This is a genomic window from Frankia casuarinae (genome assembly GCF_000013345.1).
Classification (GTDB): Bacteria; Actinomycetota; Actinomycetes; order Frankiales; family Frankiaceae; genus Frankia; species Frankia casuarinae.
The window spans coordinates 755,399-777,148 of sequence record NC_007777.1 but is presented as its reverse complement, the minus strand read 5'-3'; the positions used below and the strand labels follow the sequence as shown (position 1 = coordinate 777,148).

18 protein-coding genes and 2 pseudogenes are annotated in these 21,750 nt (G+C 68.9%); 11 read left to right on the top strand and 9 right to left on the bottom strand.

The window, feature by feature from the left end; translation table 11 throughout:
- Positions 1-3 precede the first annotated feature (3 nt).
- Together sdhA and FRANCCI3_RS03410 are read left to right on the top strand one after the other, a co-directional pair.
- Complete coding sequence (gene sdhA, locus FRANCCI3_RS03415; protein ID WP_011435132.1) at positions 4-1,758, top strand: succinate dehydrogenase flavoprotein subunit; 1,755 nt, start codon at positions 4-6, stop codon at positions 1,756-1,758.
- A complete protein-coding gene (locus tag FRANCCI3_RS03410; protein ID WP_011435131.1) occupies positions 1,758-2,456 on the top strand; it encodes a succinate dehydrogenase iron-sulfur subunit in 699 nt (232 codons plus the stop codon). Before sdhA ends, FRANCCI3_RS03410 begins: the two co-directional genes overlap by 1 nt.
- A 17-nt stretch (positions 2,457-2,473) precedes the next feature.
- On the opposite strand, the gene FRANCCI3_RS03405 is transcribed toward FRANCCI3_RS03410, so the two are convergent.
- Entirely contained in the window at positions 2,474-4,738 is a 2,265-nt protein-coding gene (locus FRANCCI3_RS03405; protein ID WP_011435130.1) for a RecQ family ATP-dependent DNA helicase, read from the bottom strand.
- Positions 4,739-5,086: 348 nt separating this feature from the next.
- On the opposite strand from FRANCCI3_RS03405, the gene FRANCCI3_RS03400 reads away from it, so the two are divergent.
- Positions 5,087-5,851, top strand: coding sequence for an SDR family NAD(P)-dependent oxidoreductase (locus tag FRANCCI3_RS03400; protein ID WP_011435129.1), 765 nt, complete (start codon positions 5,087-5,089; stop codon positions 5,849-5,851).
- 255 nt (positions 5,852-6,106) lie between these two features.
- Here the strand turns inward: FRANCCI3_RS03400 and FRANCCI3_RS03395 are convergent, their stop codons facing one another.
- A complete protein-coding gene (locus FRANCCI3_RS03395) occupies positions 6,107-6,382 on the bottom strand; it encodes an SCO4848 family membrane protein (protein ID WP_011435128.1) in 276 nt (91 codons plus the stop codon).
- A gap of 206 nt (positions 6,383-6,588) precedes the next feature.
- On the opposite strand from FRANCCI3_RS03395, the gene FRANCCI3_RS03390 reads away from it, so the two are divergent.
- Complete coding sequence (locus FRANCCI3_RS03390; RefSeq protein WP_035730898.1) at positions 6,589-6,849, top strand: hypothetical protein; 261 nt, start codon at positions 6,589-6,591, stop codon at positions 6,847-6,849.
- A 32-nt stretch (positions 6,850-6,881) separates the two neighbouring features.
- On the opposite strand, the gene FRANCCI3_RS03385 is transcribed toward FRANCCI3_RS03390, so the two are convergent.
- The 3 genes from FRANCCI3_RS03385 to FRANCCI3_RS03375 form a co-directional block, all read right to left on the bottom strand.
- A complete protein-coding gene (locus FRANCCI3_RS03385; protein WP_235608624.1) occupies positions 6,882-7,988 on the bottom strand; it encodes a Fic family protein in 1,107 nt (368 codons plus the stop codon).
- Between the two features lie 706 nt (positions 7,989-8,694).
- Complete coding sequence (locus FRANCCI3_RS03380; RefSeq protein ID WP_049760812.1) at positions 8,695-9,978, bottom strand: ISAs1 family transposase; 1,284 nt, start codon at positions 9,976-9,978, stop codon at positions 8,695-8,697.
- A 254-nt stretch (positions 9,979-10,232) separates the two neighbouring features.
- Complete coding sequence (locus FRANCCI3_RS03375) at positions 10,233-10,991, bottom strand: recombinase family protein (RefSeq protein WP_011435124.1); 759 nt, start codon at positions 10,989-10,991, stop codon at positions 10,233-10,235.
- Positions 10,992-11,249: 258 nt separating this feature from the next.
- Between FRANCCI3_RS03375 and FRANCCI3_RS03370 the strand changes: the two genes are divergently transcribed.
- From FRANCCI3_RS03370 to FRANCCI3_RS03360, 3 genes and pseudogenes are all read left to right on the top strand, one after another.
- Entirely contained in the window at positions 11,250-11,471 is a 222-nt protein-coding gene (locus FRANCCI3_RS03370; protein WP_023839758.1) for a type II toxin-antitoxin system HicB family antitoxin, read from the top strand.
- Positions 11,468-11,695 carry a type II toxin-antitoxin system HicA family toxin gene (locus FRANCCI3_RS03365; protein ID WP_011435122.1) on the top strand — a complete coding sequence of 76 codons (228 nt, stop codon included), beginning with the start codon at positions 11,468-11,470 and terminating at the stop codon, positions 11,693-11,695. Before FRANCCI3_RS03370 ends, FRANCCI3_RS03365 begins: the two co-directional genes overlap by 4 nt.
- Before the next feature lie 499 nt (positions 11,696-12,194).
- A pseudogene (locus FRANCCI3_RS03360) lies at positions 12,195-12,401 on the top strand (transposase domain-containing protein); the annotation flags it as partial.
- A 150-nt stretch (positions 12,402-12,551) separates the two neighbouring features.
- On the opposite strand, the gene FRANCCI3_RS03355 reads toward FRANCCI3_RS03360, so the two are convergent.
- The gene (locus FRANCCI3_RS03355; protein WP_023839759.1) at positions 12,552-13,127 is read right to left on the bottom strand and encodes a hypothetical protein; all 576 of its coding nucleotides are present in this window, start codon (positions 13,125-13,127) and stop codon (positions 12,552-12,554) included.
- 261 nt (positions 13,128-13,388) lie between these two features.
- Between FRANCCI3_RS03355 and FRANCCI3_RS03350 the strand changes: the two genes are divergently transcribed.
- From FRANCCI3_RS03350 to FRANCCI3_RS24010, 3 genes and pseudogenes are all read left to right on the top strand, one after another.
- The gene (locus FRANCCI3_RS03350) at positions 13,389-13,946 is read left to right on the top strand and encodes a GNAT family N-acetyltransferase (RefSeq protein ID WP_235462778.1); all 558 of its coding nucleotides are present in this window, start codon (positions 13,389-13,391) and stop codon (positions 13,944-13,946) included.
- A 587-nt stretch (positions 13,947-14,533) separates the two neighbouring features.
- Positions 14,534-15,580, top strand: a complete 1,047-nt coding sequence (locus FRANCCI3_RS25880; protein ID WP_011435118.1) for a DUF1003 domain-containing protein — start codon at positions 14,534-14,536, stop codon at positions 15,578-15,580.
- Between the two features lie 42 nt (positions 15,581-15,622).
- Positions 15,623-16,561 (top strand): annotated as a pseudogene (locus tag FRANCCI3_RS24010) (D-alanyl-D-alanine carboxypeptidase family protein); the annotation flags it as partial.
- Positions 16,562-17,037: 476 nt separating this feature from the next.
- Here the strand turns inward: FRANCCI3_RS24010 and FRANCCI3_RS03330 are convergent.
- The 3 genes from FRANCCI3_RS03330 to FRANCCI3_RS03320 form a co-directional block, all read right to left on the bottom strand.
- Complete coding sequence (locus tag FRANCCI3_RS03330) at positions 17,038-18,273, bottom strand: YihY/virulence factor BrkB family protein (protein ID WP_011435116.1); 1,236 nt, start codon at positions 18,271-18,273, stop codon at positions 17,038-17,040.
- Between the two features lie 29 nt (positions 18,274-18,302).
- Positions 18,303-18,965, bottom strand: a complete 663-nt coding sequence (locus FRANCCI3_RS03325; RefSeq protein WP_011435115.1) for a 2'-5' RNA ligase family protein — start codon at positions 18,963-18,965, stop codon at positions 18,303-18,305.
- Between the two features lie 274 nt (positions 18,966-19,239).
- Complete coding sequence (locus FRANCCI3_RS03320) at positions 19,240-20,136, bottom strand: serine hydrolase domain-containing protein (protein WP_035729730.1); 897 nt, start codon at positions 20,134-20,136, stop codon at positions 19,240-19,242.
- 379 nt (positions 20,137-20,515) lie between these two features.
- Here FRANCCI3_RS03320 and FRANCCI3_RS03315 point away from each other — a divergent pair, with 379 nt between their 5' ends.
- Positions 20,516-21,745, top strand: a complete 1,230-nt coding sequence (locus FRANCCI3_RS03315) for an NAD(P)/FAD-dependent oxidoreductase (protein WP_373420614.1) — start codon at positions 20,516-20,518, stop codon at positions 21,743-21,745.
- Positions 21,746-21,750: the final 5 nt, after the last annotated feature.

Sequence of the window (21,750 nt, the reverse complement as noted above, 5' to 3'; positions counted from 1 at the left end):
GGCGTGCAGGTCCACAGGTACGACGCAGTCATCGTCGGTGCGGGTGGAGCCGGCATGCGTGCCGCCATCGAGGCGGGCACCCGCTGCCGGACCGCCGTGCTCACCAAGCTCTATCCCACCCGCTCGCACACCGGCGCGGCGCAGGGCGGCATGTGTGCCGCCCTGGCCAACGTCGAGGAGGACAACTGGGAGTGGCACACCTTCGACACGATCAAGGGCGGTGACTACCTGGTCGACCAGGACGCCGCGGAAATCATGGCGAAGGAGGCCATCGACGCTGTCCTCGACCTGGAGAAGATGGGGCTGCCGTTCAACCGGACGCCCGAGGGTCGCATCGACCAGCGCCGGTTCGGCGGCCATACCCGCGACCACGGCAAGGCCCCGGTGCGCCGCTCCTGCTACGCGGCGGACCGCACCGGGCACATGATCCTGCAGACGCTGTACCAGCAGTGCGTCAAGCACGACATCGAGTTCTTCAACGAGTTCTACGTCCTCGACCTGCTACTACAGAAGGGCGCGGCGGCCGGGGTGGTCGCCTACGAGCTGAAGACCGGAGAGATCCACATCTTCCAGGCCAAGTCGGTGGTGTTCGCCACCGGCGGTTTCGGCAAGGTCTTCAAGGTCACCTCCAACGCGCACACACTGACCGGTGACGGAATGGGTCTGGCGTTCCGGCGGGGCATCCCGCTGGAGGACATGGAGTTCTTCCAGTTTCATCCGACCGGCATCTGGAAGATGGGGATTCTCCTCACCGAGGGTGCCCGCGGCGAGGGCGGAATCCTACGCAACAAGGACGGCGAACGCTTCATGGAGCGCTACGCCCCGACCATCAAGGACCTTGCGCCACGCGACATGGTGGCTCGCGCCATCTACACCGAGATCCGTGCCGGCCGCGGCTGCGGCCCGGACGCCGACCACGTCTACCTTGACCTCACCCACCTGCCGCCGGAGCACCTCGACGCAAAGCTGCCCGACATCACCGAGTTCGCTCGGACCTATCTCGGCATCGAACCGTACAACGACCCGATCCCGATCCAGCCGACGGCGCACTACGCGATGGGCGGCATCCCGACCAACGTGGACGCGCAGGTGCTCGCGGACAACGACACGGTCGTGCCCGGTCTGTACGCGGCCGGCGAGGTGGCGTGCGTGTCCGTGCATGGCGCGAACCGGCTGGGCACCAACTCGCTGCTCGACATCAACGTATTCGGCCGGCGGGCTGGCATCGCCGCCGCCGAGTATGCGAACGCGAACGCACAGCACGTCGACCTCCCGGAGAACCCGGCGTCGTTCGTCGAGGACCTGCTCGGGCGCCTGCGCGCGGGCGCCGGAACCGAGAACGCGGCCGCGATCCGGCGCGAACTGCAGGAGTCGATGGACGTCAACGCCTCGGTGTACCGGACGGAGGCGACGCTCAAGCAGGCGCTGAGCGACATCTCCGGCCTCAAGACGCGTTACCAGCGGGTGGGCGTGTCCGACCGGGGGCGTCGCTACAACACCGAACTGCTCGAAGCGGTGGAGCTCGGCTTCCTGCTGGACCTCGCCGAGGTCCTGGTCATCGGGGCGATGGCCCGCAACGAGTCCCGCGGCGGCCACTCCCGTGAGGACTACCCGAACCGGGACGACGTCAACTTCATGCGCCACACGATGGCCTACCGGTCGGGGCCGCTGGTGGCCGCCTCGCCGGAGGCGGAGATCCGCCTGGACTACAAGCCGGTTGTCATGACCCGCTACCAGCCGATGGAGCGCAAGTACTGATGACAGTCACCCTCAAGATCCGTCGCTACGACCCGGAGACGGTCGACGAGGCGCACTGGGAGAGCTACCAGGTGCCGTTCGATCCGAGCGACCGGCTGCTCGACGCAATCATGTGGGTCAAGTGGAACCTCGACGGGACGCTCGCCTTCCGCCGGTCCTGCGCGCACGGGGTGTGCGGCTCGGATGCGATGCGGGTCAACGGCGCCAACCGCCTCGCCTGCAAGGTGCTGGTGAAGGACCTCGGCTCGGAGATCACCATCGAACCGATCAAAGGTCTGCCGGTAGAGAAGGACCTCATCGTCGACATGGAACCGTTCTTCGACGCGTTCCGGGCAGTGAAGCCCTACCTGATCACGGACGACCACGAGCCGACCCGCGAGCGGCTGCAGTCCACCGAGGACCGGGCCCGCTTCGACGACACGACCAAGTGCATCATGTGCGCGGCGTGCACCACCGCGTGCCCGGTGTTCTGGACCGACGGCGACTACTTCGGCCCGCAGGCGATCGTCGCGGCCCACCGGTTCATCTTCGACAGCCGTGACTCCGGTACCGACGAGCGCCTGGAGATCCTCAACGAACGCGAGGGGGTCTGGCGTTGCCGGACCACCTTCAACTGCACCGACGCCTGTCCACGCGGCATCCAGGTGACCAAGGCCATCCAGGAAGTCAAGCGGGCGCTGTTGTTCCGCCGCGTCTGAGCCTTCCTCCCGGCCGGTCATGCGGTGTCCACCGCGAGCGCGAACGGCAGCACCGACGGCGCTCCGGCCTGCCGGAGCAGGCGAGCGGCGACCGTCATCGTCCAGCCGGTGACGATCCGATCATCGACGAGCAGCACCGGGCCGCCGAGCTCGCCCAGGGCGGCGGCAAGGGCCGGGGAGACCGTGAACGCATCCCACAGGCCGGCGAGCCGGTGCGCGCTGTTGTGCACCTGCCCGGTGTGCGGCCCGCCGGCGACCCGGTCGAGCTGCCCCAGCAGCGGCAGGCGTCCGATGGTGGAAATGCGCTCGGCGAGGCTCGCGATGAGCCGGGGCCGGCTGCGGGACGCGATCGACACGACGGCCACCGGCCGCCGCTGCCATCCCCAACCGGCGAGCGTTGCGACCACCGCCTCGACGAGATCGCCGGGAAGCGGGCCGTCGAGGGCGCCGGGCACAGCGGCGCCGGGCACAGCGGCGCCGGGCACAGCGGCGCCGGGCACAGCGGCGCCGGGCACAGCGGCGCCGGGCACAGCGAGGGTGGCAGACGTGAACATCGGGCGCAGCCGGTTGCCCCAGCCCACATCGCTGAGTCGGGCGAGCGCCCGCCCGGGCTCGGCAGCGGCCGACGCCGGGATACGCCCGGCCAGGTCGACCCCGAGCCGGCCCATCCCAGTCGGCCACATCCGCCGCGGTTCGACCGGGACGCCCGCCCGGCGCAGCTCATCCCGGGCCCGCGTCCGCGAGGACTCCGAGACCGCGGACGACCACGACCGACCGGTGCACCGGTCACACCGCCCGCAGGCCGCCGCGTGGGGATCGTCGAGCTGCCGGCGCAGGAACTCCATCCGGCAGCCGGTCGTCACGATGTAGTCGAGCATCGCCTGCTGCTCCCGAGAGCGCGCCGCGGCGACACGCCGGTAACGCTCCTCGTCGTACAACCAGGGCTCACCGGTACTCACCCAGCCGCCCCTGACTCGCCGGACCGTCCCGTCGGTGTCGAGAACCTTCAGCATCTGGTCGAGTCGGCTGGGGCCGAGGTCGACGGACGCGAGCAACGCCTGGGTCGACAGCGGCCGGTCGGCGCCCGCGAGCACTCCGAGCACCCGGCGGACGACGTGCTCCGGCGGAAAAGAGGTGTCCGCGAAGTAGCGCCAGATGTCCCGGTCCTCAGCCGCCGGGAGGAGCACGACCTCGGCCGTGTCGAGCGCCCGGCCGGCCCGGCCGATCTGCTGGTAGTAGGAGATCGGCGACGACGGAGCTCCGATGTGGACGACGAAGCCGAGGTCCGGCTTGTCGAAGCCCATTCCGAGCGCGCTGGTGGCGATCAGCGCCTTGACCCGGTTCGCGAGCAGATCCTCCTCGGCGACGATGCGCTCGGCCGCCTCGATGCCACCGTGATAGGTGGCGACGGCATGACCCTGACCGCGCAGAAAGATGGTCAGCTCCTCCGCCGCCGCCTTCGTCAGCGTGTAGACGATCCCCGATCCGGGCAGCTCGCCGAGATGGTCGGCGAGCCAGCCGAACCGGTGCTCGGCCTGCGGCAGCGACACGACCGCGAGCCGCAGGCTCTCCCGATCGAGACTCCCGCGTAGCACCAACGTCCCGGCGGACGCCGGGCCGGCGGGAGCGGAGGTTCCGAGCTGCTCACTGACGTCCTCGACCACGCGGGTGTTGGCGGTGGCCGTCGTGGCCAGCACCGGGACCCGCGGACGCAGCCCGGCGACGAGAGTGCGCAGCCGCCGGTAGTCGGGCCGGAAGTCGTGCCCCCAGTCGGAGATGCAGTGCGCCTCGTCGATGACGAGCAACCCGGTGGTGGCGGCGAGCTCGGGCAGGTAGTCGTCCCGGAAGGTCGGATTGTTCAGCCGCTCCGGCCCGACGAGCAGCACGTCGAGCTCGCCCGACCGCAACGCCGCGTAGACCTCGTCCCACTCGGTCACGTTGCCGGAGTGAATCTCGCCGGCGCGGATGCCCAGCCTCGCCGCGGCCGCCGCCTGGTTGCGGATGAGCGCGAGCAACGGGGAGACGATCACCGTCGGAGCAGCGCGTCCCGCTGCGCCGCGGAGCAGTGCCGTGGCGAGGAAGTACACCGCCGACTTGCCCCAACCGGTGCGCTGGACGAGCAGCACCCGGCGCCGGTGGGTCACGAGCGCGTCGATGGCCTGCCACTGGTCCTCGCGCAGCGCCGCGGCCGGCCCGGCAAGCGCCCGCAGCAGCTCCTCCGCGCGCTCCCGCAGCCCACCGGGCCCCGGTTCCGCCGGGTCCGCCAGGCCCGCCGGGAACATCGGGCCCGGCCAGGCCTCCGCCCGATCCGGGGCATGCGCGACCGGCGACGCCGGGCCGGAAGCCCCCGGAAGCGCGGAGGTCGTCTCGTCTGCTGCCATGAGAGGTGTCTACCCGATGCCACCGACAAGATCGGATCGTCCCAGGTCACAGCGGGACGGAGTCACCGTGACGGCTCGGCAGATACCCGATCACGGTAGGCTTCGCCCGGCATGACCGGACAGTGCCTGTCGCCGGGTTCCACCGGTTCGTGCGGCCGGCCGCGGCACCCTCTTCCAGCCGCTCCAGGTAGGGCGCCTGACCACGCTGACTGACCCGGCGACTCGCCCACGACTCAGGAGCGCGTACACATGAGCGAACGGCTGGACGGCACCGTTGCCCTGGTGACCGGTGCGAGCAGCGGCATCGGTGAGGCGACCGCCCGCGAGCTGGCCCGGCACGGCGCCGCGATGGCGCTGGTCGCGCGGCGCGGCGACCGGCTCGAGCGCCTCGCCGCCGACATCACCGGCGCCGGCGGCACCGCCCTCCCCCTCCCGCTGGACATCACCGACCAGGCCCAGGCCGCCGACGCGGTGAAGCGCACCGTGGCGGAGCTCGGCCGGCTCGATACCGTCGTCAACAACGCCGGTATCATGCTGCCCGGGCCGATCCTCGACGCGCCGACCGAGGAGTGGGACCGGATGGTGGCCCTGAACCTGCAGGGCCTGCTGTACGTCACCCATGCGGCGCTGCCGCATCTGCTCACTGCCGCGGACGGCGGCCCCCGCCAGGTCGCGGACCTGGTGAACATCAGCTCGGTGGCGGGACGGCACGCCACCATGGGCGCCGGCATCTACAACCTCACCAAGTTCGGGGTGAACGCGTTCACCGAGTCGCTGCGCCAAGAGGTCACCGCCCGGCACGTGCGCGTCTCGGTGGTCGAACCGGGCTCCGTCGAGACCGAGCTGAGGTCCCATATCCGCGAGGAGATCCGGAATATCGTCATGCGCCGCATCGCCGACATCGAGCCGATGCAGTCCGAGGACATCGCGGACGCCGTTGCCTACATCGTCACCCGGCCGCGGCGGGTCGCGATCAACGAACTGCTCATGCGGCCCACCGAGCAGGTCGGCTGACACCGCGTCGCGCGGGAACCCCTGGCGCCGGACTGGTCGGGCGTGTCCCGGATTTTCCGGGACACGCCGCTCCGCGCCCCCGGAGTGGGCCCACGCGCTCAATCACTCAATTGGGACTCGGTGCGACCACACACGACGATCAACGCGAAGCAGCCGCGCAGGTCAGCCCCTGTTTCCCAACGCCAGGAGAATCACACGACGTAGAGCCGATCATGAAACGGAGCGGTTTCGAAGACTACCGCCGCTTTCGGCATGTCAACGACCCGAATTGATCAGCCGCCTGGATGAGGCATCATCACCGGTATCGCCATGGCGGACGGCCCGTGCGCCGCGGATGCCGAGCCAGCCAACGACGGAGCCGATGGCGAGGGAAGCGACAGTCAGGACCAGGTGGACCGTGAAGAAGCCAGTCGGGCCGTCGTCCCAGGAACGATCATCCTTCCACACGTTCCGCAGGAAATTTGGCCAGATGGCCCACGTCCAGACGCCGACCGCGATCAAGAACCAGGACGCACGCTTCGACAGAGTCACCTCACCAGCCTCGCACTCACAGGCGCCGTGGCCTCTCCGTGGGCGCGCGATTTCAGCCACGTTGATCGACCATAGGGTGAGATGGCAGCCAGATTTTCGACGACCAGCTGCCGAACCGTTCTTGGGCGAGGGGACCACATGGGCCCACCCCGGGGCAAGATGATCGACGGAGGGTAGGGCGGGTGAACCGAAGTTACGATGTCGCCATGACGGAGATGCCGCTCCCACCCGATGACCAACTTGCCGAGGTCGTCCGAGAGGCTGCCGCATCTGGTCAGGTCGTCTACCTGACGGACAAGGGCCAGCGGCTGGCCGCCATCGTGCCGGCCGGTCTCGCCGAACTCCTCGAACGGGGCGAGACGACCAACGGACGGCGCGTGCTCGGCGCCCGGGGCGCAGGCCACAGCGGCCGGCAGGACATCTCCGAACGCATGGAGGAGATCCTCTCCAACGAGGTGGCGTCATAGCCCTCGTAGTCGACGCCGGTACCGGCGAACCCTCAGCGGCCCGATTGGGCCCGTAGCACTGAGGTGACCTCCACCGCCTCAAAGACACGACCATAGCTTCGCCCGGTACGTTCCCGCAGAATTTCCAGCTCCACAAGCCTGGCGACGGCGTTGCTCGCCGCCTGCAAAGTCCTCCCGGTATCTTCACTGACCGAACGCACCGTGACAAACGGACTCCCGATCAGCCCGTCGATGATATCGCGGACCAACCCACCGGTCAGACCCGCCACCTTGAGTCGTCGCACGTATTCGGCCTGGAGACCGAGGAGGTCGTCGACTGTCCGAATAGTCCGCTCACAGGACTCGACCAGACCTTCGGAGAAGAACGAGATCCAGCCGTCCCAGTCTCCCGTTGCGCTAACTTCCCTCAAATGGTCCTGGTACTCTTCCCGACGCACCTCGAACCAGGGCGACACAGCCAGCAACGGCTCCGAGAGTATCCCCTTCCAACAAAGATCGAGGACCACGAGAAGCCGCCCGATTCTGCCGTTTCCATCGTTGAATGGATGAAGAGTCTCGAACTGATAGTGCGCCATCGCCGCAGCCACGACCGGGTCAATGGACTTCGAATCCACGGTGATCCAGTCCAGCAGATCACGTACAGCCGCGTCCAGTTCCAGTCCGGGCGGCGACGGGACGAAGCGAGCGGTGTCGATCGCACCACCGCGGCTTCCGATCGCAACCTGAATCGAGCGGATCCTCCCCGCATCACGGGTGTCCGCAGGAGTTCCACGCACGAGATCTCGATGCACCTGACAAAGCGCGGCTACGGTGAGTGGGCGACCATCGCCTATCCACGCGAAGGCCGCCTCCGCCGCCCGGACATAGTTGAGGACCTCCCGAACCTCCTCGCTCTGCGAGGTCGGCTCTGTGACCTCAGCCGCAAGCACGTCCTCCAGGGGAGCGAAGGTCCCCTCCAACGCGGACGTGCTCTGCGCCTCCGTCCGAAGCGTGGGTTGCAGTAGCAAGGCGGGCTCAGGAATCTGTCGACCAGCCTGATCGAGACGACCGAGAGCGCGCCCCGCGCGGGCCACGTTCCGCCACGTCCCTCCCGCCAGCGCCGGCTCGGCGCCCGCCAGCGGGTCCGGCTGGAAGGCCACATGTTCGTACGCGACGCCCGACCGCCCGTCAGTTCCAGTGATCTTGACGAGATGTCCAGTAGGGCTGCGCTCGAACCGATCCCGATCCACAATCCAAGTCTACGGGCAAGAACTTGAAATCTTCCCACGCGGCTCCAAGTCCGCTTGCAGAGCCCGTCCCAGCGCCACCCCGCCGACCCATCGCACGACATGCCCTTGACTCGCCTCGGTCCGAGCACAGGCCGTCGCCAAAACCACCCCATCCGTCACTGACTGCGATACGGCGGGCTGGAGTACCTAGGTCATGAGTGAAGGCTCTACAAATTTGGCCGTTGCAAGTCGGGTTGTGTACACGGTCGCTTGGCGCCCAAGCGCCCCTGAGTCACACGTCCCGTACGGGGCCTGCGCACGGGATCGGCGCTTATCTCGTCTCGCTACCCCGACCCCCGCAGTAGCTTCCCATTCAAGATCCAATCCAGGAAGAGATTGATTGGCGTCAATCCTGAACAGATCACGTGAAGTGCCGAAATCGAGAAAATATCGCATTCCATTGTCGTAGACACACGAAAGCCCTCGACTCGCGAACGGTAGAAGAAAATCTGCGTTTGCTCCTACGTGCGAAACGGTAAGACTAGACGGTATTTACCGAGCCCTGCACTTCCGTCAGCAAAAGCCGAAGAGTCAGGCTGTGCTTTTCGGGTGGGAGCCGACAGGGTGACCCGCAAAGTCATTGATGCAGGTCAGCGGGGTTGTCGAGAGTGAGGATGGCCAGGAGCAGGGCGTTGTCGTGTCGGATTCTGCGGATGGTCGGGGCGATGCGGTTATGGCCAGCGAGGCGAATCAGCCCGATGATCAGGTTACGGAGTGTGGTCATGATGCGGGGCAGTGGGCCGGTCCGAACCCGCGAGGCATCCTCACGGAACGTCACATCGCGCACCCAGTGGACCTTGTTCTCGATCGTCCAATGCCCTCGGGCGTAGCCCGCGAGATCAGCGGGTGTGACCGCGTCGAGGGTGAGGCTCGTCAGGACGTGGACCGTGACAGTGCTCGGGATCGTCCGGGTGACCCGGGCCCGGCCCGTGCCGGTGGTCACGGTCCGCCGGACATGACGGCGGATCCGCGCCACGGTGCGGGCATGGGGATAGCGGGCACGGATCGCCTCGCTGGCCTGGGCCAGCTGGATGGTGCGTCGTTCGAACCGTCCATGGGCCCTGCCCTCGGCGCTGTGCCCGATCGGGATCTTCGTCCAGTCGGTCGCCTGGTGGCAGTCGACCGACAACGCCGGGGTGTTCGCCTTCACCGTGAACACGAAGTGCGCTCCCAGCTCGGTGACGATCAGGTCGGCGTGGGCGCGGGTCGTGTGCAACGCATCAGCGGTCACCACCACCCCATCCAGCGGATCATGGGAATGCAGTTCGCGGAGCAGCGGTGCGAACGCGGTGACCTCGTTCGTCTTCGCGCCGACCTCATGCTCGGCGAGCACCACACCCGTGCCGTGTTCGGCGACCGCGAGCAGGTGCGGTGCCCGCCCCTCAGGCCCAGCCGCGCCACGCAGGGTCTTCCCGTCGACCGCGACCACCCGCCGCCCACCACCACGGGCCTGGCGGGCGCGGGCCGCGGCGAACATCCCGACCGCCCTCGCCAGCGCCGAGCTGTCCACCGCGGACAGGACCCGGATCATCGTGTCCACCGACGGTGCCTGCGGCTGCCCGGTCACCGGATGGACCCGCGCCCCGAGAGCGGTCAGGACCTGCGTCGGGGCGTGCGCAGCCCAGGCCGCGATCTCCTCCACCGACTTCTCCCCCGCGGCGACCGCTGCGGCGGACAGTCCCAGGATCACCGGGAGCCGGTGACGTATCCCTCGCGGGTCCCGCGGGTCAGGCACCCCGGCGAGTACGTCGGCGAGCCCCTGCACCTCACCGCCGTGCGCCCCCAGGACCCGCAGCGACCGCCGCATCCGGACCAGCTGCCCCGACCCGGCCTGTCCGAGATCGGTGGGAGTGACGGGCATGCGAGACTGGACCGGCAACGGGGCTCCCTACGGCTGGTGATCTAGGCAATCCCCGTCCTACCGGGACCCCGTTGCCTCACCGCAGCCACCCTCACCGTGGTGGCCCGCCGTTGTTCCCCCGGACCCCACGGCCCCACCGCCCCACCCACCCCACCGGCTGTCACAGAACGTCATCGGTGGCGTTTCCGCCGGCGCCGGAACCCACCCTCACACGCGCTACTCACAGCGACGAAACAGCAGCCGGGCCCGGATCCTCACACCACCACCGGCCCCAGCCCCCAGCCCCCCGCACCCCGTCTCACACCGTCTACCTGCACAAACAGACTTTGCGGGTCACCCTGGTACCTGCATTCCTCGACGCCGGTGTGATTTGCGGCGAATTGAATAAGCGTCCTGATCGATGTCGAATGCAGATCGTATGCCCGGCCAATGGAGAGCAGGGAATCGCCGTTGGCGACCCGCCCGTAAATATCTCTAACGGATTCCGGGTCTGCGCAGTACGCTTGCTTTGCGTAGCGTTCTCCTCTAGTCGCCCAGAACGACGGAAGCGGACCATGGTGCGCGCCGTTCGCGATAATCATGGAAACGCCACGGTAGGTGGTTGCCTTGACCGTCTTGGACTTCTCCGCATTCGCGTGCTGAGCAACGAGAGTGACGATACGACCGGCGAAGTCAGTCTTGCCGAACTGAGGTTCGGCAACTGAGACGATGTCGCCACCCGCGGACCGAATGCTGAGCAGGATCTCCGCTTGCGCATCCGAGTCGTCACGGCGGTCAAGCCGCGACGACTCGGTAACCATCAAAGTCGTGTAATCCCGACGCTGGATATCGGCGATTGCTTCTCGCAGGGCAGGTTCCTGCGCTCCGTGGCTGGCCGAGTACCCGTGAAGCGTGAACCACTTGACGATCGTGATTCCGCGTTGAGAGGCTTCCTCGGTAAGGATCTTGACCTGTGACGTCTCGTCCTGGCTACCTGTAGAAACCCGGACAAATCCGGCGCCTAGAGTGCCCACTGTGCCACCCCTCGCTGCCAGCGTTGATCACGACCTACGCCGTGTACACTACCCGGCAACCTATGGCCGAATTTGTAGAGCATTCATTTATGACCTAGGTATTCCAGCGAGTCGGGGGTGGCCTCGTGCCTCTCGTGTGTACTCGGGCCGTTGGAGATGGCTTCTGCTCGTATGGTCGACAGGGGGCTTGTTGATCATGTCGAGGAGGTGGCGGTGAGCGCTTCGCCAGGTGTGGCAGGGACGGCTAGGCTGATCTCCATGGAGCGAGCGGCGCGGCTGACGGCTGTCGTCACGCACGAGGGTGACTGGTATGTGGCGCGGGCTTTGGAGGTCGAGGTGACCAGCCAGGGAGCCAGCGTCGAGGAGTCGCTGGCGAATCTTCGCGAGGCGCTGGAGCTGTACTTCGAGGACCAGCCGTTCCCCGTGACCGCCGCGGACGGTCCCATCGTCGCTCCGCTGGACATCCGCCTGTCGGCGTGACACCCGCGCTGCCTCGGATCTCCGGGGCGAAGGTGGTGAAGGCTCTGGGGCGTGCCGGCTTCGAGGAGGTCGCTACTCGTGGCTCGCACTGCAAGCTGCGGCACAAGGAGAGCGCTCGGGTTGTGATCGTGCCGCTCCACCGGGAGCTGGCGACGGGCACTCTCGCCTCTGTTCTGCGCCAGGCGGGCATCGAGGCGGAGGAGCTTAGGATGTTGCTCACCTGAGCCCGACGGGATCCCGGGTGCAAGCTGGAGGGGTGACCCTCTCAAAGCGTGCGTCCTGGTTCTTGATCGCAGTCGGCGTCTGGACGTGGGCCATCTGGCCGTTGCAAGTCGGGTTGTGTACACGGTTGCTTGGCACCCAAGCGCCCCTGAGCCACGCATCCCGTACGGTGCCTGCGCACGGGATCGGCGCTCACCCCGCCTCACTACCCCGGTCCCCGTAGTAGCCTCCCATTCAAGATCCAATCCAGGAAGAGATTGATGGGCCATTTGACCCGTGTTTGCTCCTACGTACGCAGCAGCAAGACTAGACGGTTTTTGTCGAACCCTGCACTTCCGCCAGCAAAAGCCGAAGAGTCAGGCTGTGCTTTTCAGGTGGGAGTCGATCCAAGGCGCAATGCCAGTGAATTAAGAACCGCACCGACAAGATCCACTTCAGTGGATTGATCTTGTTGGTGCGGTTGTCGTCGTGGAGCGGTCATATCGGTCGCGGTAGAATTCCGTGGTGACGAGTAAGAATGGGTGCGGCAGGCCGGCAGGAAGGTTGACGGATCATATTTCGCTCGGAGTGCTGACTGGCCTCGTTCACCATGATCTTGTGGACGATGTTCTGGTGGAGACGGGCCGGGTTGAGAAACGGTCCCGGAAACTGCCCGCACGGGTGATGGTGTACTTCACGCTGGCGATGTGGCTGTTCTTCGATGACGAACGAGGAGGTCATGGAGAAGGGCACACCCAGCGGGAATCGCGACCACGGCACGGATAGTCGCGCTGCGAGGTCGATCGGACAACCCGGCCCGGAGGGGCCGGCCGACGAAGAACCACGATCCGACGACCATGGCCTTCGACGTCCCGCGGCTCACGCCCGCAGGTGCTGGAGCGGCCCGGCGAAGGTCCGCATCACCTCGCTGAACGTCGTGTCGGGACGGTAGGCGGGCGGCTGGACCGATTCCCCGGCCCCGCTGCGGGCCGCTCCGAACCGCATGGTCCACAGCATCGTCTCGGCCACCGGGAGGGTGGCCACGACCGCGTCGTTCTCATCCTCCAGCTGGCCCGTCAGCCAGGAGACGCGGTCCGACTGCAGCGCGCAGACATAGATCACCTCGCCGGCCGCGTTGCCCGGGGCCGCACGCAGCCGCGCCGCCTGGTCCCCGGCGGCCAAGGCCTCGCCCAGCCGGTCGGCGACCAGCTGACGTTCCCACAGTTGCGCATCCTGGGCGATCCGGACGGCGACGCCACCGCACAGCCTCCGCTCGACGTGGATCTGCGCGTCGATCTCGGTGGCCTCACCGAAGTACCACGCGAGGACGTCGGGCAACGCGGCCCGCAGCTCCGCGGCGGACGGCTGGGCCATCGCCAGCCCCGGGCACTGCGGGGACCAGGCCGACCACGAAGGCCCGTCATGCCGCACGATCAACGAGACGGGCCTACCCACGATAGATCATCTCGCGCGACTCCTCCGCCGTCCCGCCGCTTTGATCAGTATCCGCGCTTCCCTCGCTGCCCGGGAGCACTTTGCGGTAAAGGCCGGACCGATTACGCGCAACACCGGCCTGTCCCGCACAACACCGACCTCTCCCGGCCGACGGTCTGGTCACGGGCGGCACTGACACGGAGGATGCGCAAGGGATCCGCAAGGCGGGCCAGGTCGGCGGGCCAGGTCGGCGGGCCAGACGGCGGGAGGGAGGGAGCGGTGGTGGGGGCCGACGACATCCGGGGGCGCCGGATCGGACCAGACGAAGGAATGCTGTTGCGAAGGCTGCGTCTTGCCGCGCTCACCGATGCTCCTTCGGCGTTCTGGCAGACCCTGGCCGAGGCGAGCGCGCTGCCCGCCGAGGAGTGGGACGCCCGCGCCCGCGCCGGGGCCTACTCGTCCGCCGATCTGGTGGCCATCGTCGCCGTGGCTGGCGAGGCCGCCGGGATGGTGCAGGGCTTCACCCCGGTGGGCCGTCCCTGGTTACGGGAACTCGGCGCCATGTGGGTCGCTCCCGAGGCGCGGGGCACCGGAGCCGCCGACACCCTCCTGGCCACCGCGATCGACTGGGCCCGCCAGGCGGGCGCGGAGGCGGTGAAGCTCTGGGTGGTCCCCGGGAACCGTCCGGCGCGGCGCCTCTACGCCCGCCACGGATTCCTCGTCCTGGGCGGGCCGAAACCCGTCACCGACGATCCGACCGTCAAGGTCTTCGTTCCGATGCTGCTGCCGCTGTATCCCGCCCGGCCCCCGCCGCCCGCTGACAGTCCCCGCTTCGGGTGACGTCACCGCGACCGGTATCACGGGTGCCCCGGTGGGTTGGGGAACAGCTCCGGCGGTTATCCTTGACAAGCCCCCGAAAAATCCTCTACGGAGGACCAACACGAGGAGGTGGCCGCTGTGAGTCCTGGCGGGTGCTCCAGTAAAGGCCGCTTCCTGCTCGTGGACGTCAGCCAGCACTGAATCCCGGGCCGATGAGCGCGCACCGTCGCGCCCGGCCCGCGTCCACGGAACCCGGGTAGACGACGCCCGGGGCACTGTTCGGAAGTCCGGCCTGTTCGGACGCACGGCCCTCCTGTCCGGTGCGGCCGTGCCGTCGGCGACGTCGTCTCCGCCTCGGAGACGACGGTCACCGCTCTCCCGGCCCGACCGGTTCATGCCGGTAGCACGGAGCCATCCTGTCCCGGCCGCGCTTCCCTGATCCGTCCGGGTCGGCAGTCGCGTGGGCCGCGAGCAGTGCACAAGCAGGTGCGGTCGATCGAAGTCGTATCGACCAGAGGTCGCCGTGGCGATGCCGCCCGCGGCCTGCTCGAGGAATGCGCGCTCGCAGCTGTCCGGCAGTGGCTGGGGCGCGCGGAGGGGGACCTTCCATGAGCATCTCAACATCGCGGACCGCGGGACGTCGTCGTGCCTGCACCGAGCGTCTCGACCTGCCCGCCTCCGGCCGGGTCACACTGATCCCCCGGGGCATGGACCGGGAATCGGTCAGTCGCTTCGCGGAGGCCATCGCCCGTTTCCTGGGAACCGGGCGCTACCTCGCCATTCAGACCTGTATCGTGATCGTCTGGATAGCCTTGAACATCGCGCTACCGCTGCTGCGGTGGGATCCCTACCCTTTCATCCTGCTGAACCTGGCCTTCTCGACCCAGGCCGCCTACGCGGCACCGTTGATCCTGCTCGCCCAGAACCGACAGGACGACCGTGACCGTGCCTCGCTGGCCGAGGATCGGGCGGTCGCTGTACGTATGCGGGAAGACACCGAGTTTCTCGCGCGTGAGATCGCCGCGCTCCGGCTTGCCCAGAGCGATGCGGCGACCCGGCAGTACATGCGCGGCGAGCTGGCCGGCCAACTCGAATCTCTTCGCGGCGACATCGAGAGTCTGGTGCGGGACGCGGTTCGCGTTCCGCCCCAGACGGCGTCGGATGAACGGGAGCCGACCGCCGCACGATCGCCGTCACGGCACGGCGGGCCGACGCCCACCCCCGGTGGTGCCCCCCGGGAAACGAGCGACCCCGAGACCGAGGGCCCACCCGCCACGGGCAAGCCGAACATCGGGAACCCGGAACGCCCCCGGCGGCCCAAGCACCACAAGCGCAGGAACACCACGGGTGTGAGCACGACCGGCATCCCCCCTCACTCCACGGACGCCGGGTATGCCACCCGCACCGGGAACCGCGAAAACGGCGGTCCCGACAGGAAAACGACGCCGACCATCGCCACCGGTCCCACCCCGAAGACCACGCTCGACGACCCCACCCGGGAGGCCGGCGCGACGACGCACCTCAAGAACAGAGGAGTTACAACGCACGGGCACCATAGTCTCTCTGCCCATACGGGCTCCTCCTGGCATTCATTGGGAAAGCCGCAACCAGTGGATTCCTACCCAGGAAACGTCCACTCGCGACACGGGTCGTAACCACCCTTCTGCGGAACGGGTCAACCCAGTAGCGTTCGGCAGGTGCGTGTCCCCTGTCCGCCCCGGCATGACCCGCGTCGCCTCCGCGGAAGCCTCGGGCGGGCGCTGGTGGCCGTGGCGGTCCTCGGAGCAATCCTCACCCCGTTCCTGAAGATCGTTCCAGCGACCGCGGCCGTCCCCGCACCCACTCCCGGTCCCACGAGCGGCCTGGGTACCGCCGCGTCCCCCGCGGCCGGCCTCGGGCCGCCGGCTGCGGCCAGCGCCCCACCCGCGGTCCCGCCCACCGTCCCGCTCGCCGCACCGGCACCCACCGCCGCTTCCGACTCCGCTCCCCCGGCCGGTCTCACGGCCGCCGAGTGGCTTGTCGCGGACGCGGGAAGCGGCGCCATCCTCGCCGCCTACCGCCCACACGCCCAGGATCTCCCGGCCAGCACGATGAAAATCCTGACCGCGCTGACCGTGCTGCCCGGCCTGCCGCCGGACCGGGTCGTGACGGTCGACGAGAACGCCCCTCGGGTGGACGGCACGAAGGTCGGTCTCGTGCCGGGGGTCGGATACACCGTCCGTGACCTGGCGACCGCCATGCTGATCTCCAGCGGAAACGACGCGACCATGGCCCTGGTCCAGGCGAGCGGGGGAACTCCCGCCGTGCTGCAGCGGATGAACGCTCTAGCCAGGTCACTCGGCGCAACGGACACCGTCGCCGGTGACCCGACCGGACTGGACAGTCCCGGCCAGGTCACCAGTGTGCACGACCTAGCCGTGCTCGGTCGGGCGGCGTTGGACAACCCGACGGTGCGCGGCTACCTGACGATCCCGCGCGCCTCGCTCGCCGGCCGGGGGAGCACCCGCTTCGAGATCCAGAACCACAACGCCCTGCTGCGTTCCTACGAGGGGACTATCGGGGTGAAGAACGGCTACACCATCGCGGCCGGCGCGACGTTCGTCGGCGCGGCCACCCGCGGCGGCCACACCCTCATCGTCGCCCTGCTGCGGACGGCTCCCGCCTACGGCAAGGACGCGCGCGCGCTGCTCGACTGGGGCTTCGCGCACGCCGACACGGTCACCCCGGTCGGGTATCTCGCGAACCCCGGGGCGACGGCGGCGGCGTCGAGCGGGCCCGCGGGAGACCGGCCCTCCATCAGCCCGGCGGGTCCAGGGGTCGCGCCGACCGCCGGCACGGCAACATCCTCCTCTTCCTCCTCGCGGCACGGAGTCGCCCGCGCGGGCGATCCTGGCAGCGACATCGGCCCGATAACCTGGATCGCGATCGGCTGCACCGTCGTAGCATGCCTGCTCACCGCACTCACCCATCGGGCCGCCCGGGTACGCCGACGCCAGCGCCGGCGGCGGCACGCGGCGGCGGGCCTCCGGGACGTCGAGCGCCCGTCGGGTCGGCCGCCCGCACCGCGTTACGGACACGTGTCCGTAACGCTGAGGCCGGCTGCCGGACCTGATCAGTCCGATCTGCTGGATGTCCCCGAGGGTATGCGGCGGCGCAGAAATGCCCGTACCCGGGCGGGGAGGGGCACCGTGCCACGCGGGTTGCTCTCCGACGCCACCCGCACCGGTCCGGCCGAGGATGGCTTCGCCGACGACGGGTCGGATGAAGCAGGCGCGAGCGGCGTCGAGCCGTTCTGGGAGCCGGGCACCAGGCGGCGGGAGGCCTCCGGGTTCGGCGAGCCGCTCGACCGGTAGGACTCCGGCCCCGTGGATCCCGCGCCTGCCGCGCCCGCGCTCCCCGCCGCCGCGCGGTCGGCCGCCTCGGAGACGGTATGCCGGGCTGCCGAACCGGAGGGGAAGACGTCGGAGTTGTAGGGCGCCGTCACGGTCCAGGCCGCGACGAACAGCGTCCATCGCATGACAATATTGATCCAGATGAGCAACCCGACGATCACCGCGAACGTACCGTACACCGGATTGCTCATGGTTTGCCCGACTAGCCAGGTGCCGACGATCTTGAGGATCTCGACTCCGACGGCGCCGAGCACCGCACCCCGGACCGTCCGCACCCGGTCGGTCTGCTGCGGCAGCCGCCAGAACAGATAGAGGAAAACCGCGGTGTCGATCGCGAGGGCGACAAGCAGGGCCAGTAGGCCGGTCACCCAGGCCGCGGCGGTGCTGCCGGACAATCCGATCCAGCTCAGGAATGACCCGGTGGCCGAGGTCGAGAGGCTGGTCACGACGAGTGAGGCCAACAGAGTCAGCCCCAGTCCCGCGAGCACCGTGACATCCCGCAGCCGCCGGGTGATGATGTTGCCGACATCGATGTCCTGGTGCCATACGAGACGGATGGCGTCCCGCAGCGCGTCGATCCACGCGAGTCCGGCGAGCAGGAGGCCGGCAAGACCGATAATGCCCACACCGACCTTGGCGTTGCCAATCGAGGCGACGTCGAGCTTGTCCGCCAGGCCCGGAAGATAGTCGTTGATCTGCCGGGTCAGGCTCTCCTGCACATCGGGGTACGCGTCTACGACGAAGCCGGTGACCGCGAAGGCCAGCGCGATCAGCGGGAAGAATGACAGGAACGCGAAGTAGGTCGCCGACGCCGCGAGACGATCACCGCCATCGGCTGTGTAGCGGGAATATGCCCGGACGAGGTGATCGAGAAACGGACGTTTCCGGCGTACCGCCACAGCGGTACCGGAAACCGTCCCGACACCGGCCCGTACCGCCTGACGAGGTCCCGTCACATTCGTTACTGTCCCCCGACGACGTGCGCTCACTCCCGAGATCCGAGTGTGGCGCGTCGCCCCCCGCCGCCCACCGGTTCCGGCCCACGCTCAGGGCGACCGAACGGGAAGAAGCGTAGTTGCCGCCAGCGCAGGTCGGCGCCTCTTTCGTACAGCCCGAATCCGTTGACCTCGAACTGCGCCTGATATTCGGCGAGCGCATCAAAGGCGCGATCTAACGCGTCCTCGGCAAGATCGTGCGCGACGGTGACGTGCGGATGGTAGGCGAAGCTGAGCGGCCGGTCGAGAGGACCGGACCGTACCACCGCCGCCAGTTTCTCGCACCGGAGAATACCCATGGCGAGGGCGACGAACACGACCGGGGACAACGGCCGGAACGTGCCGGATCCCCGCAGGCGGATGGTGAACGGGGAGTTCGTCCGCGCCGTCTGCGCGAGGTGGCGCTCGATCATGGGCAGCTCCACGAACCCGACGGAGGTCGGACCCAGCAGGGTGACGTGCGGGACGATGAGGGCTGCGTTCGGGTCGCCGAGTCGCTCCCGCCAGTCCTGAAGCTCTGTGCGGTACGGCTCGGGGATGCCGATCGCCACCCCGATGTCCACCCGAGCCGCGGAACCGAGCGGATCGACCGATTCACCGGGATCAACGGCCGGGACAACCTGGACGGTATGACCGTTCACCCCCTCAGTCATGCGGGACCGGCTCCCCGACGAAAGCAGTGACGATCGCTACTCTGCGTATCCACATGCCTGCCTGCGCCGGGTGAAGAACCGGCCGTCGGGATCGGTCTCGCCGAGGAAGCATGCCGACATCATGGCCCATGAGCCACGGCCGTCCCGCGCGGACCATGGGAAGGGGATGCGGATTCCAGATCATGACCAAAAGCTGACAATACCCTCGGGAAAAACCGGCATCCGACCGGAAATGCTCACCGACGGCTGCGCCGCACCCGCCCTTTCTCGCACGTCACGCCAAGCGGTTTGCGGACCACGAGGGGGCCTGCGCCAGGATCGCGTCCGCCAGCGGTGGCCAGACTCGCTGGGCCCACTCGCCAAAATCACGATCACAAAGAGTCACACATGCGAGGCGGGCGACGGGATCCACCCACAGGAAGGTCCCGCTCTGCCCGAAGTGGCCGAAGGTCGACGGCGCGTTGGAGCTGCCCGTCCAGTGCGGGTGCTTGTCGCCGCGGATCTCGAAGCCGAGTCCCCAGTCGTTGGGGGTCTGCTGGCCGAAACCCGGCAGCACGCCGGCAAGTCCGGGAAAGGCGACCGAGATGGCCGTGGCGAACGTCGCGGAGGTGATCAGCGTCGGGGCGAGGAGCTCGGCAGCAAAGCGTCGCATGTCGGCAAGCGTCGCCGTCACGCCGGAGGCCGGGGATCCCGTCAGCCGGGCATCGTGCATCCCGAGGGGCTCGAAGACCGCCTGGGCGAGGTAGTCGGCGAAGGCGATGCTGGTCGCCTTCTCCAGCGCCTCCCCCAGTCGCTCGAACCCGGTGTTGGAGTAGATGCGACGGGTACCCGGGGGGGCCAATACGCGGGTCCCCGAGAACGCGAGCCCGGAGGTGTGGGCGAGCAGATGAGCCACGGTGGACCTGGGGGGTCCGGCGGGATCGTCGAGCCCGATCGCGCCCTCCTCCACGGCGATCAGGACCGCATAGGCGCTGAGCAGCTTCGACACCGAGGCCAGCCGGAAGAGATGATCGAGTGGTCCGGTCCGCGCCACCTCCCGGACCCGCGGGGTCACCGCTGCGCCCGGCCACCCGGACCCCGCACCCGGTCCGACCGCCTCGTCCTCCCGACCCATCACCACGACCGCGACGGTCTCGACCGGCCACGCCGCCACCTGTCCAAGAGCGTCCACGTTCCGCACTGTACGAGGTTTTCCCGCCGGTCCCGACGACCCAGGCACCCGGTTCCACCCCGCGGGCCCGGCAAGGCGGGGCATGCGTCCCCCCGGGGGGCAGCCGGCTGCGAGACTGGCGGGCGTGCAGACCCCCACATCCCCGTCCGGCCCGCCCGCCCCGCGTGACGAGCACCTCGGAGAGAACCCCCCCACGGATACCCGAGGATCCGGCGTGGCCCCGGGGGACGGCGTGGCCCCGGGGGACGGCGTGGCCCCGGGAGACGGCCCAGGTCCGCGGGAACGGGCGGAGAGACGTGACAACGCGGGAACCGCGGGACCACGATACGTGACGGCAGGGCCGGTCAAGGATGCTGACACGATCACCGTCGCCACCCCGATCGTGCGCGTGGACGAGGCTGCCGACCTGCTCTCCCGTACGATTGACGTCCTTGTCGTCGGGGGCGGCCCGGCCGGCAGCGCGGCGGCTCTGGGCGCCCTGCGGGAACGCCCGGACGCACACGTCGTCATCGCCGACGCCGCCGAGTTCCCCCGGGACAAGACCTGCGGTGACGGCATCGCCCCACACGGCCTGGACGTCCTGCGTGATCTCGGCGTGACCGATGCGGTCGCCGGGTACCGGCCGGTGGACCGCATGCGCCTGCGCACCCCAGGGGGCGCCGAGGTGGCCACTCCCTCAGCCCGAGCCAACTACGTGGTACCCAGGGAGGTCTTCGACGCCCGTCTCGTGGCCGCCGCCCAGGCACGTGGAGCTCAGCTGATCCGGCGGCGCGTGCGGTCCCTGGAGTTTACCGACCGGCCGCGCCTGGACGGTCGGGGACGGGAGCCGGTCGTCGTGGTCAACGGCTCGCTCACGGCGCGGGTCGTCATCGGCGCGGACGGCGCAAACTCCGCGGTACGCCGCGGGCTAGGGCTGCCGGGTAACCCCCCCGGGGCAATGGCGATCGCCGTGCGGGCCTATACCGAGGTCGCCTTCGGCGACGGCCCCCCCGAACAGTTCATCCACATGACCGACGAGGGTTGGCCAGCCTACGCCTGGTCGTTCCCGATCGGCGACGGCCGTGCGAACATCGGCTACGGGATGCTGCGGTCCCGGCTGGCCGGCGGGACGGACGGAACGAGTGCCAAGACCGTCCTGCGTCGCACGCTCGCCCGCATGCTGCCCGAGACACCGGCGCACCCGGCCACGCTGCGGGCCCATCATCTGCCGCTGTCGACCCATCGCCCCCGGCAGCCGAACGGTCCCGTGCTGCTCGCCGGGGATGCGGCCTCCCTGATCAACCCCCTGACCGGGGAGGGCATCTACTACGCGGTGCTGTCGGGGTCGCTGGCCGGGCATGCCGCCGTCCGCGCGGCGCACCCGGCCGCCGCGGGCCGGGTCTACCGACGCGCTCTCGACGCGGAGCTGGGACGGCATCTGCGGCACACGGCTCTGCTCGCCGGTCTCGCCGGGCGGCGCCGCACCCTGATGGACGCGGCGGTCCGGGCCGCCCGCACCCGTACCGAGCTGTACGACATGCTCGTCGAGATCGGGCTGGGCCGCGGCACCATCCCGACGAGTTCCCTGACCCGTCTGGCGATGCGGCGCACCATGACCGGCCTGCGCTAACCCGT

What these genes read in the sequence shown, in the direction of transcription:
- FRANCCI3_RS03410 (WP_011435131.1), top strand. Translation starts at nt 1,758, where the DNA reads ATGACAGTCACCCTCAAGATCCGTCGCTACGACCCGGAGACGGTCGAC.
- FRANCCI3_RS03405 (WP_011435130.1), bottom strand. Translation starts at nt 4,738, where the DNA reads ATGTTCCCGGCGGGCCTGGCGGACCCGGCGGAACCGGGGCCCGGTGGG.
- FRANCCI3_RS03400 (WP_011435129.1), top strand. Translation starts at nt 5,087, where the DNA reads ATGAGCGAACGGCTGGACGGCACCGTTGCCCTGGTGACCGGTGCGAGC.
- FRANCCI3_RS03390 (WP_035730898.1), top strand. Translation starts at nt 6,589, where the DNA reads ATGACGGAGATGCCGCTCCCACCCGATGACCAACTTGCCGAGGTCGTC.
- FRANCCI3_RS03380 (WP_049760812.1), bottom strand. Translation starts at nt 9,978, where the DNA reads ATGCCCGTCACTCCCACCGATCTCGGACAGGCCGGGTCGGGGCAGCTG.
- FRANCCI3_RS03370 (WP_023839758.1), top strand. Translation starts at nt 11,250, where the DNA reads ATGGAGCGAGCGGCGCGGCTGACGGCTGTCGTCACGCACGAGGGTGAC.
- FRANCCI3_RS25880 (WP_011435118.1), top strand. Translation starts at nt 14,534, where the DNA reads ATGAGCATCTCAACATCGCGGACCGCGGGACGTCGTCGTGCCTGCACC.
- FRANCCI3_RS03325 (WP_011435115.1), bottom strand. Translation starts at nt 18,965, where the DNA reads ATGACTGAGGGGGTGAACGGTCATACCGTCCAGGTTGTCCCGGCCGTT.